The organism is Clostridium sp. LIBA-8553, from assembly GCF_057782465.1.
In genome coordinates this window covers 414,749-426,551 of sequence record NZ_CM173489.1, presented here as the reverse complement: position 1 = coordinate 426,551, position 11,803 = coordinate 414,749, and the positions used below count along the sequence as shown (strand labels likewise).

Here is an 11,803-nt window from a genome sequence, read left to right as displayed (position 1 = left end):
CTTACTCTCCAAGCTTATGCATATTTTCTAAAGAATTATATGCTTTCATTCTTAAATCTTCATCTATTTCAACTACATTTTTCATATTTAAAAGACTTTCATAAAGTTGTTCTAAGGTAGTTATTTTCATACTTGGACAAACCATACTTCCATAAGGAGTGTAAAACTCTTTTTCTGGATTATGCTTCTTAAGCTGATGAATTACGCCCTCTTCTGTTACTATAAGAAATTTTTTCTTTGAAGAAGTATTAACAAAATTTATTATTTCACCAGTACTTCCTATAAAGTCTGCTTCCGCTCTTATTTCTTTATTACATTCTGGATGGACAACAATTAAAATTCCTTCATGCTCTTTTTTAAATCTTAAAATTTCTTCTTTCTTTATTCTTTCATGAATTATGCAGAAACCATCCCACAATATTATTTTCTTCTCTGGTATCTGTTCTTGAATATATGATCCTAAATTCCTATCAGGTAAAAATATAATTTCTTCTTCATCTATATTTTTTATAATATTTAAAGCATTAGATGAGGTGCAACAAACATCAGATACAGCCTTAACCGCTGCTGAAGAGTTTATATAACAAACCACCTTAGCCTTAGGATACTTTTCCTTTAATAAAGAAACACTCTCAGCACTTGCCATATCCGCCATTGAGCACCCAGCTTCCATAACTGGTAATATAACTATTTTCTCTGGAGAAAGAATTTTAGCACTTTCAGCCATAAATTTAACTCCACAAAAAACTATGATTTTCTCACTACAATCTTTAGCAACTTTACTTAAGTAATAAGAGTCGCCTACAGCATCAGCTATCTCCTGTATTTCAGGAATTTGATAATAATGAGCTAAGATAATAGCCCCCTTTTCCTTTTTTAACTTCAATATTTCATCCCTTATGCACATTTTTTATCCCCCAATTTTTTCATACATTAAAATACTTTTATGTTATTTTTTACTATATAATAGCACCATTGGTAAAGTATTTCAATATATAAGGTTTTATTAGGAAATTCAATTACTTAAATCATTAAAGAATTTGATGTTTAGATAAAGTAAAAAACTATTTATTATCTATGCATTTAAAGTAAATAAAAAAAGCCTGCATCAAAACTTAAAATAACAAAGCTTACAAAATATTATATAGAAAATATATGAATGATATTTAATAATACCTTTAGGATAATAAAGTTTTTTATCTCATCAATTTTCAGTATATATTTATAAGTTTTATTCTAAGTTGTTTTTGATACAGAACTTTAACATTACTTCTTATAATGTTTTATTAAGGCTTGAGTTCCTAAATCCCCTAATCCTTCTTTTTCTAAGGATTCATAGTTTTCTAATGCTTTACTTAAAACCTCTAATTCTAATCCATTAGCTAAAGCCTCATCTCTAGCCAATTTCATATCTTTTATAAAATGCTTTATGAAAAATCCTGGTGCAAAATCATTATCTAAGATTTTAGGAGAAACTAATTCTAATTGCTTACTTCCTGCAGCACCAGTAGATACTGAATCCAACATCTTTTTAACATCTAATCCTTTTTCTTCAGCATAAGCCATAGCCTCACAAACTCCTGATATTGCTCCTGCTATCATTATTTGGTTTGCTAATTTAGTATGTTGTCCAAAACCTGCTTTTCCCTCATAATGAATATTAGTTCCCATTGCTTCAAAGATAGGCATACAAACTTTATAATCCTCTTCATCTCCTCCAACTAAGATAGTCAAAGTTCCATTTTTAGCGCCAATATCTCCTCCTGTAACAGGAGCATCTAAAGCTTTTATGCCTCTTGATTTTGCCTCTTCATATATTTTAACTGCAAGCTCTGGACTAGATGTAGTCATATCAATAACATAGCTTCCCTTTTTAACATTTTCAAGTATTCCACTTTTGCCAAAATAAACTTCTTCAACATCTTTTGGAAAACCCACTATAGTTATTACAGCATCACATTCTCTAACACAATCTGCTATTGTAGAATGAAACTCTGCTCCTTCTGAAATTACATCTAAAACCTTTTCTTTATTCCTAGCAAAAATAGAAACCTCAAATCCATTTTTCATAAGATTACGAACCATTGATTTCCCCATTATTCCTACACCAATAAAACCTATTTTCTTCATAAGCTCTCTCCTTTTAACATTAAATTTAAGGCTCCATTTTAAAAGTTAAAACAGAGCAAATTTTTTAAAACATATTATATCAAAATTTTAAATCTTATAAAATTATTTATCAAATAATCCTCCACCGTTATTGCTCTTTCTTCCTCCCTGAACAAAGCCAATAGTTTTTTGAGCTCTAACATTAGATTTTGTATTCTTTCCCTTATTCTTTTTTTCCTCTATAAGTTTCTTCATCATTTCCATGTTCTTGTTCATTTGTAATTTCTCCTTCTTATATAATTAAAATATCAAATTCTTATTTTAAGACTAATTTTATATTAATACTAAATAATATACTCTACATAATAAGCATCATATACCTTTTTCATTACATATCCTAGTTGCTCTGCTAAAGCTACTGATTCAAGATTTGCAGCATCCCAGTTAGGATAAATATTATTTTCTATACAATATAAAATTAATGCTGATGCCACACTTTTGGCTAATCCTTTTCTTCTATACCCTGGTAAAGTATCAATTTCTATTTCAATTCCATTGTGGTAAACATTATAGGATGATGCTCCTGAAACAACATTTCCATTGTGAATAATACAATATCCTATGCCCTTTTGTAAATAATCATTAATAGAATCAAATTGACTTGTAAAATCAACAGTCAATTCCTGTAAAGATTGACTATATGCAATTTCTTCATCTATTTTTCTAATTTCATAACCTTCTGGAAGTCTTTTTATATTCTTTCTTAACTCTTCCACCTTTAAATTTTTTAAGTTTCTTTCAAATGCATACCTCTTTACTTTACATGCATATCCCTTATGAATATTTTCTATGAGATTTCCCCATCTATAATCCTCTACTATAATTAATGCTTCATTTGGTATATTTTTTATTAATTCATAAGCTTCCTCTTTATTATAATCTCCTGCAAAGAAAATAAAAACTCCCACTAAAATTTGTGCAACTGTTGGATTTTCAACATTATCTACCCAAGCTCTTCCCATGTATCCTTCAATATAAGACTGAATCATTGTATCTTCCATTTTATCAAATATCTTTGAAACTTTATGTCTTTCTTCAATACTTAACTCATAAATCATTCTACCCACTCACTTTTCAATAATTATTTATAAATAACCCCTTATTGTATCGGTATATTTGCTATTTAAATTTCTTAAGCTTAATATTTTATCTAACAGATAATGGTTATAAATTTTATAGTCAATTATATTATTTATATTTATAAATATATCCTAAGTTCATTGTTAATTAAAACAAAAATTTTATTACCACAATTTTAAAACTAGGAGGTCTTTGAGAATGAGTATATATGAAATTAATAAAAACTTAGCCCAAATGTTAAAAGGTGGCGTAATTATTGTAATTAAGGTAATTATTATTTTATTTTTACTTTTACAATTTCAGGCCTATTGAATAATCTTGTTATTCTAGCACTATTTCCAAGTCCTCTACTAATAATAAGTTTATTTTTATCTCCATGAATCCCCTCAGTATATTTAGGAAAAAAACCTTGTCCTGGTGCAATTAATCCTCTTTTAACTATAGGAATTCTAAATTGACCGCCATGCGCATGACCAGAAAACATTACATCAAAATTATATTTTGAATATTCATCTTCAAACTTTTCTGGATAATGACTTAAAACAATCTTTAATCCTTCTAAACTTTCTAATCTTTTAAAAAGTTTATCAGCACACCAATATATATAGCTTCCATTGACCTTTTTTAATGGAGAATGTAACTCTCCATTTGGCACTTCAAACATACCTAATATATTAACTTTAATCCCATTTAAATTTAAAGTTATAATTTCATTTTTTAAAACTATAACTCCCTTTGATTTTAAACTTTCAAATATAAAATTAACTTTTTGGGATCTTTGCTCATTATTTCCTGAGATAAAAATCACTTTGGTACTCTTATTTAAATCGCTTAAAAAGTTTATTATGCCTTCCATATTTTTAAGATTTGAATCTATCATATCTCCAGTTGCAACAACTAGATCTGGTTTCTCTCTTAGTATTAACTTTTTAAGATTTTTATTATTTTTTCCATACTCCTTGCCATGAAGATCTGACAAATGAACTACCTTTATATCTTTACCAATTCCAGAATCAACTTCATAATTTGTTGTACTTATTCCATTATTCTCATAATAAAAAAAACCGGTTATAGCTGTTATTCCTAACATACTTAGTAAAATACTCATAATATCCCACCTACACTCTTAATTAATTTTAAGTAATATTTCTTTATATTTACATAATTTATTTTTATCTAATTTAGTCATTTATTATTTTTAGGAACTCTAAAAGTTCTAATATCTATACACTTATAATTCTATAAAATACTCTTATTCTATCATAAATAACTACTTAAATCTTTAAATATAATTTACTAAAATAAACATAAAACTTCCTCTAAATTTAAATTGAAATATATCAATATCAAAACATATTATTCAATAATATGTTTTTTGTTTAAATTAAGAATAAATAAGATATCTCAAAAAACAAATAAGACTGTATCAAATTATTAATTAAATAATTTGATACAGTCTAAATTTTTATAAAACGTATTAAACTAATTTATCTAAAACTGATTCACCGATTGTTCCTTCTGGCATTTTTAATCCGAAGTTATCAGCAATTGTTGCTCCAATAGTAGCAAATGTTTTTGGAGTTTCTAATTGTCCATGACCTTTCATTGATGGTGAATATGCTAAGAATGGTACATACTCACGAGTATGATCTGTTCCTGTATATGTTGGATCATTACCATGGTCAGCAGTTATGATTAATAAATCATCTTCTTTTAAGTTCTCTAATACTTTTCCTAAATTAACATCGAATTTTTCTAATTCTTCAGCATAACCTTGAGGGTTTCTTCTATGTCCCCATAAAGCATCAAAGTCAACTAAATTAACGAAACAGAATCCAGTGAAATCTCTATCCATTATTTCTAATGTTTGCTCCATTCCGTGAACTGAACTCTTAGATTTATTTCCTTCAGTTATTCCTTCTCCATCGAATATATCTTTGATTTTACCAACTGATATAACATCGAAATTATTATCTTTTAATTCATTAAGAACTGTTCTTCCATATGGCTTAAGAGCATAATCATGTCTGTTACTAGTACGCTTAAACTCACCTTTTTTAGTTCCTAAGTAAGGTCTTGCTATTATTCTTCCAACTTTCCACTCATCTTTAAGAGTTAATTCTCTTGCTATTTCACAACATCTGTATAATTCTTCTAATCCAAAAGTCTCTTCTTGACCACAGATTTGTAAAACTGAGTCTGCTGATGTATAAACTATCATATCTCCAGTTGCTATTTGATGTTCTCCTAATTCATCTAGGATTTCAGTTCCACTAGCACTTTTGTTTCCTACGATTTTATGACCAGTTCTTGCACTTAACTCATCTAATAATTCCTTAGGGAATCCAGTATCTGTGAAAGTTTTGAATGGCTTAGTTATATGTAAACCCATCATTTCCCAGTGTCCTGTCATTGTATCTTTACCAACACTTGCTTCAGCCATTTTAGCTTGATATCCTAAAGGATTTGCTACTGGAGCTACATGTTTTATTGGATGTAAGTTTGCTATACCCATTTTTTGAAGGTTAGGTATATTAAATGTATCTACTGATTCAGCTATATGTCCTAATGTATCTACATTAACATCTCCGTATTTTTCTGAATCATTCATTGCACCTATTCCTAGTGAATCGATTACTATTGTAAAAATTCTTTTATATTTACTCATCTTTAGACCCCCTAATTATATTTTCGTACCTATTATAATTTTTAAGATTTTATATTTTAATTTATTATTTCAATATACTAAACCCTTGAGCTCCAGTTTTATAAAGCTGGAGCTAAGAGCTATTATAAAAAATTTAAATATTAAAAAACTTATGATTCTTTAAAAATCCTATGCGTTTTCTCTCATTTGATCTTCTTTAATTAAGTTTCTTATTCCTTCTATTCCTGCTTTTATTGCAAGTTCTGTATCATGTACTTGAGGATTATCTAAACCTTCTTTTTGTCTTTCTTGGTTAGCTATAGTTAGGAAAACAGCTCCAACTCTTACTCTTAAGTAGCTTCCTACTATGAATAAGGCTGCTCCTTCCATTTCTGAACCTAAGCATCCACATCTTTTCCATGCTTCCCATTTATTTAATAATTCATAACTTACAGGTTTAGTTTCTGGTGAATGTTGTCCATAAAATGAATCTTTTGATTGAACTACTCCTGTATGATAAGGAACTTTTAATTCTTTTGCTCCTTTAACTAAAGCATTTATTACATCTAAGTTTGCTACTGCTGGAAACTCTATTGGAGCATACTCTCTTGAAGTACCTTCTGCTCTTATAGATCCAGTTGCTATAATAAGATCTCCACCTTTAACATTTAAATCAATTCCACCACAAGTTCCTACTCTGATGAAAGTATCTGCTCCACATTTAACTAATTCCTCTAATGCGATTGCAGCTGATGGTCCTCCAATGCCTGTTGAAGTAACACTTACTTTAACGCCATCTAAATATCCTGTATATGTAACATATTCTCTTTTATCTGCAATTAACTCAGCATTATCTAAATATTTTGCTATTTTAGCACATCTTTTTGGATCTCCTGGCATAATTACATATTTTCCAACTTCTCCTGGTGCTACATCTATATGAAATTGTTTGTCTGAACCTTGTGTATAAATCATTTAAATTTCCTCCTAATTGCTTGTTTCTTATAACAATTTTAAACTTGTCTACTCAGTTGTCTATTTTATATTTATATAATACTACACATTTTAGAAATTATCAAACGTTTACAAAAAATTTTTTAAATTATTTATTGGTTAACAAAGCAAAATCTTTTATAATTTAAGTAAATAACACTTTATCCTAGTACAACTTGTTTGTAACTTGTCTATTTTTAGGAAGGTGATTATAAATGGAGATATTAACTGTAAATAAACCTAAAGAGTTATTGTATGTTACTGTATATGATAAACTTTTTAAAATGATTAATGAAGGAACTTTCCCTGAAAATAGTAGACTTCCTTCTGAACCAGAACTCGCTAAAAGATTAGGCATTAGTAGAAGTACACTTAGACAAGCTTTAGCTCTACTTCAAGATGATGGATTAATAAGAAATATTAGAGGTAAAGGGAACTACATAATTAAAGAAAATAAAACTGATACAACAGGCTTAGAAAAGATAGGACATCCTGTTTATAAGTGTTTAGATTTAGAAACAAACGATGTTGAATTAGATTTTAAAATAGAACCACCATCAGATTATTATAAAAAAATATTGGGAGATAAATCTGTGGCAACTGTTTGTGTTGATAGATGGTATTTAAATAAAAATTCAACCTTAGCTTATACCTATACAATAATAGCCATAGAAGCTATATCAAAATTTAATATAGATTTATCAGATAAAAGTAGTATTTTGAAATTTGTTGAAGAAGAAAGTTACAAAGACTGTTCAAAAATAAAGAGCACTATTAAATTTACTACTGCAGGTAACTTTGTAACTAAAGATCATCCTATTCCAAATGAAAAACAATTTTATCTTATTGATGAAGCTATATATTCAGACTCAGAATTCCCAATTATATTTAACAAACACTATCTTCCAATTAAGCATAGTACAATAAAAATAAATCCTAATAGATAACAAAATAAATAGAGCTATATAGTAACTCATTAATCTTTTAACTTCTTAGTAAATCTTATTAACTGTTAAAACATAGTTTTTTGAGTTATCTTTATATAGCCCTTTTATTTGTAAAACCTAAATATTTGCGATTATTTTTTCAAATTAAAATGCTGTAAAACCACCATCAACTGGCATAAAGATTCCAGTGACATTACTTGCCTCTGGTGAAGCTAAAAATAGTATTACATCAGCAACCTCTTCTGCTTTTGCAACTCTATTTTGAGGAGAATTAACTTTTCCTGATACTATACCACCTTCAATTTTTACTCCAGCTTTAGCAGCAGCCTCTCTTTTTCTCTTTAAGAAATCTAAAGCCTCATGATACATTGGTGTATCTGTAGTTCCTGGATTCACTGCATTTACTCTTATACCATATTTAGCATAATCTAATGCCATATTTCTAGTAAGTCCATTTAACCCATGCTTAGATGTTACATAAGCTGAATGTCCTGGAAATCCTGTTAATCCTGCAACTGAAGAAACGTTAATAACAACACCTCCTTTATTTTGTTTTATCATTTCTTGAATTCCATAATGAGAGCAATGAAAGGCTGTCATTATATTACAATCCAAAACATTTCTAAACATTTCTTCAGTCATTTCATGTACTGGTGCTGGTGTTCCCGTTATACCAGCATTATTTATTAATATATCAATACCACCAAATCTATTTATGGCTGTATCAATAACACTCTTACAATTCTCGCTTTTTCTTAAATCACATATTAAGAATTCAACATTTGATGTTATTTCTTTTATTTCCTCTAAAGTTTCTTTGCTCATTTCTTCTTTTCTATCTGCTAGAACTAACTTAGCACCTTCTTTAGCAGCTCTTAAAGCTACAGCCTTTCCTATTCCGCCAGCTGCACCTGTAACAATAATAACCTTATCTTTAAATCTACCCGAAATTATTCCCCTCATTTTCTCCATTATTAAAGATATAAATACCAATTTAAATCCTTAATAATAATTCACCTCCTTAATAATAATTAACAGTATTTTTTCTTTAAAGCGCTTTATGTTATAAAGTACTATATCGTCCTTAAACACTTATGTCAACATACTTTTCAAACCCTCTTTTCATAAGATTTATCTCTATTTTTCAATAATATCTGTCTCCTAATATATAATAAAAATAGCTTGTCCTGTATCTTTCCTTTCCTAATGAATATTCCATTAAAATAAGCCTATATAAATTTGCTAAAAAATTTTTAAAACAAATAAAAAAACTCTATATTTACATCTAATTAATTCTAAAGTTTAAACATATCTTTAAAATTATTTGTTTACTTATAAATTTAATTATTTTCATTTATTATGAGAATACTAAAAAAGATAATTCACATCTAATTCATATCATAAATTGTAAAATTTTATCTAATATGCTAGACTTATTTAAAACAACAAAAGAAAAATATAATAAATTAACTTAAGCTAAAATTTTAAAAACAAAACTTGTATTTAAATATGGTCTAAAATTTAATTAATTAGGAGAAAGTACTATGAAATTTTTTAAGAACAAAGGATTTATAATTATTTTAATTTTAGCAGTTATTTCAGTATCAGCCTTAGCTGTATTTAAAACAAATTTCAATAATAAGAATATGTTACAAAATTCAGTTAAAGTTGAAGCTAAAACTGAAAAAGAAAATGATTCTAAAGAAAATTCTAAGAGCACAGTAAATAATGCTCAAAATACTGAGTCAAAAGTTGAAAGTAGATTTGAAGGTATAAAAACTACTTCTCAGGATATTAATATTCCTATATTGTGTTATCATGATGTGACTCCAAATAATCCAGATAACAATGGTCTTTTAATAAGTCCTGAAAAATTTAAAGAACAACTTCAGTATTTAAAGGATAATAATTATACACCAATAACTTTAGATGAACTTTACGATTATTTAAGAAATAATAAAGAAATTCCAGAAAAACCAGTTGTTATAACTTTTGACGATGGATATAAAGGAAATTACGAATACGCCTATCCTCTATTAAAAGAATTTAAATTTCCAGCAACAATGTTTGTAATCTCAAACTATGTTGGTGGAACTGATTTCATGACAACTGAGCAACTAAAAGAAATGTCTAACAATGGAATTGAAATAGAAAGTCATACATCCAAACATGATGATTTATCCAAATTAAACGAAACTGAACAAGTTGAAACCTTAAAAAACGCTAAAACTAGTCTAGAGAAAATTATTGAAAAACCAGTAGATTTTGTTGCTTATCCTTTTGGTAGACATAATTCTAACACAAGAATAGCAGCTGAAAAGGCAGGATATAAGTTAGGCTTTAATTTAAATGGAAACTTTGCTGATAGAAAAGACCATAATTTTAACATGGATAGAATTTATGTTAATGGTAATGATTCATTAAAAGTATTTGAAAGTAAATTAACAGGAAAATAAAAAATAAAGGGCTGTATCAAAACTAATTTATATGAATTCTTAGAATTACTGAATTCCCCTAAGAATTTATAAGTTTTATTATTTAAAGTTTTGATACATGCCCTTTTTATTTTAAAAAAATTTAACTCCTTAATAAAGCTTATAAATATTTTTATTATTTCAAAAATATTATATATTGAATAACAATAAATAATTGTTGATTATTCTTAAAATCGATGATATACTATGCATAAATTTAAGCAGTAAATTATTTAAAATAAATACTTTTTACTTTTCTTTAGTTAGAACCGTATTTAATATTTATTAACTGCTAAAGTATATATATGATTAAAAAGGAAGGGAAATTTTATGAATATCATGTATGATATTGCTATTATAGGACTTGGCCCTGCTGGTTCTACATTAGCAAGATTACTTTCTAAAGAATTTAAAATTATTGCTATAGATAAAAAAGACTCGCTTGAGAAGGGATTTCAAAAACCTTGTGGAGGATTACTTTCTTCTGATGCTCAAGAGGTCTTTGCGAAGTTTGATATGACTTTGCCAAAAGATATTCTAGTTGATCCACAAATTTTTGCTGTTAAAACTATTGATTTAGATAGTAACTTAACTCGTCATTATCAGAGATTCTATTTAAACCTTGACCGTCATAAGTTTGATTTATGGCTAGAATCATTAATTCCTGACAATGTTGAAATTCACAGTAATTCAGCATGTTCTAAAATTGAGAAAATTGAAGAAGGTTATAAAGTAACATTCCTTGAAAATGGATCAGAAAAGGTAATAACAGCTAAATATTTAGTTGGAGCTGATGGGGCTAACTCCTTAGTACGTCGCTCTATTTATCCAAATAAAAAAATAAGAACCTATATGTCTATTCAACAATGGTTTTCTGAAGAGCATGAAAATCCATTTTACTCTTGCATATTTGATGAAGAAAATACTGATTGCTGTTCTTGGTCCATTTCTAAAGACAATCGATTTATTTTTGGTGGTGCTTATCCTTTAGATAATTCAAGAGAAAGATTTGAAAAACAAAAGGTAAAGTTAGAAAAGCTTGGCTTTAAGTTTGGACAACCCCTTAAAACTGAAGCATGTCTAGTTTTAAGACCATCTAAGTACTCTGATTTTTGTTGTGGAAAAGATAATGCTTTTTTAATAGGTGAATCTGCTGGATTTATTAGTCCAAGCTCCTTGGAAGGTATAAGTTCTGCTATAACTAGCGCTCAATACTTAAGTGAAATATTAAATTCACATAGTAAGAATCCTAACAAAAAATATAGATTAAAAACATTAAAAATTAGACTTAAAATATTTTCAAAGTTATTTAAGTGCCCTTTTATGTACAACACATTCTTACGTAAGATGGTTTTAAAAAGCGGTCTTCAAAGTATAGGTATTATTTCTACAAAAAAATAAATTATATTATAAAAAATAAAAAGTACACACTTATTATAAAGATGAAGATATTTTAAGAAAATAATTGATTTATAAGTTAACTAATAATTATA

The 11,803-nt window shown here is 27.7% G+C and carries 11 protein-coding genes; 3 read left to right on the top strand and 8 right to left on the bottom strand.

Features of this window, described 5'->3' with window-relative positions; all coding sequences use genetic code 11:
* Position 1: 1 nt before the first annotated feature.
* The 7 genes from nadA to udp all read right to left on the bottom strand — a co-directional run bounded on the left by nadA (position 2) and on the right by udp (position 6,871).
* Entirely contained in the window at positions 2 to 907 is a 906-nt protein-coding gene (gene nadA, locus AC2JAQ_RS01735; RefSeq protein ID WP_488457608.1) for a quinolinate synthase NadA, read from the bottom strand.
* 359 nt (positions 908 to 1,266) lie between these two features.
* A complete protein-coding gene (locus AC2JAQ_RS01730) occupies positions 1,267 to 2,130 on the bottom strand; it encodes an NAD(P)-dependent oxidoreductase (RefSeq protein WP_488457607.1) in 864 nt (287 codons plus the stop codon).
* Between the two features lie 102 nt (positions 2,131 to 2,232).
* The gene (locus tag AC2JAQ_RS01725) at positions 2,233 to 2,385 is read right to left on the bottom strand and encodes a hypothetical protein (RefSeq protein ID WP_164475245.1); all 153 of its coding nucleotides are present in this window, start codon (positions 2,383 to 2,385) and stop codon (positions 2,233 to 2,235) included.
* 68 nt (positions 2,386 to 2,453) lie between these two features.
* Positions 2,454 to 3,227 (bottom strand): GNAT family N-acetyltransferase, encoded by a 774-nt coding sequence (locus AC2JAQ_RS01720; RefSeq protein ID WP_488457606.1) that lies wholly within the window; start codon positions 3,225 to 3,227, stop codon positions 2,454 to 2,456.
* A 296-nt stretch (positions 3,228 to 3,523) separates the two neighbouring features.
* Positions 3,524 to 4,357, bottom strand: coding sequence for a metallophosphoesterase (locus tag AC2JAQ_RS01715; protein WP_488457605.1), 834 nt, complete (start codon positions 4,355 to 4,357; stop codon positions 3,524 to 3,526).
* 369 nt (positions 4,358 to 4,726) lie between these two features.
* Entirely contained in the window at positions 4,727 to 5,917 is a 1,191-nt protein-coding gene (locus AC2JAQ_RS01710) for a phosphopentomutase (protein WP_488457604.1), read from the bottom strand.
* A 168-nt stretch (positions 5,918 to 6,085) separates the two neighbouring features.
* Positions 6,086 to 6,871, bottom strand: a complete 786-nt coding sequence (gene udp / locus AC2JAQ_RS01705) for a uridine phosphorylase (RefSeq protein WP_488457603.1) — start codon at positions 6,869 to 6,871, stop codon at positions 6,086 to 6,088.
* A 233-nt stretch (positions 6,872 to 7,104) separates the two neighbouring features.
* Between udp and AC2JAQ_RS01700 the strand changes: the two genes are divergently transcribed.
* Entirely contained in the window at positions 7,105 to 7,836 is a 732-nt protein-coding gene (locus AC2JAQ_RS01700; protein WP_423238107.1) for a GntR family transcriptional regulator, read from the top strand.
* Between the two features lie 144 nt (positions 7,837 to 7,980).
* Here the strand turns inward: AC2JAQ_RS01700 and AC2JAQ_RS01695 are convergent, their stop codons facing one another.
* A complete protein-coding gene (locus AC2JAQ_RS01695; RefSeq protein WP_488457602.1) occupies positions 7,981 to 8,799 on the bottom strand; it encodes an SDR family NAD(P)-dependent oxidoreductase in 819 nt (272 codons plus the stop codon).
* Positions 8,800 to 9,380: 581 nt separating this feature from the next.
* Between AC2JAQ_RS01695 and AC2JAQ_RS01690 the strand changes: the two genes are divergently transcribed.
* Positions 9,381 to 10,292 carry a polysaccharide deacetylase family protein gene (locus AC2JAQ_RS01690; RefSeq protein ID WP_488457601.1) on the top strand — a complete coding sequence of 304 codons (912 nt, stop codon included), beginning with the start codon at positions 9,381 to 9,383 and terminating at the stop codon, positions 10,290 to 10,292.
* A gap of 348 nt (positions 10,293 to 10,640) precedes the next feature.
* Positions 10,641 to 11,711 carry an FAD-binding protein gene (locus AC2JAQ_RS01685; protein ID WP_488457600.1) on the top strand — a complete coding sequence of 357 codons (1,071 nt, stop codon included), beginning with the start codon at positions 10,641 to 10,643 and terminating at the stop codon, positions 11,709 to 11,711.
* Positions 11,712 to 11,803 lie beyond the last annotated feature (92 nt).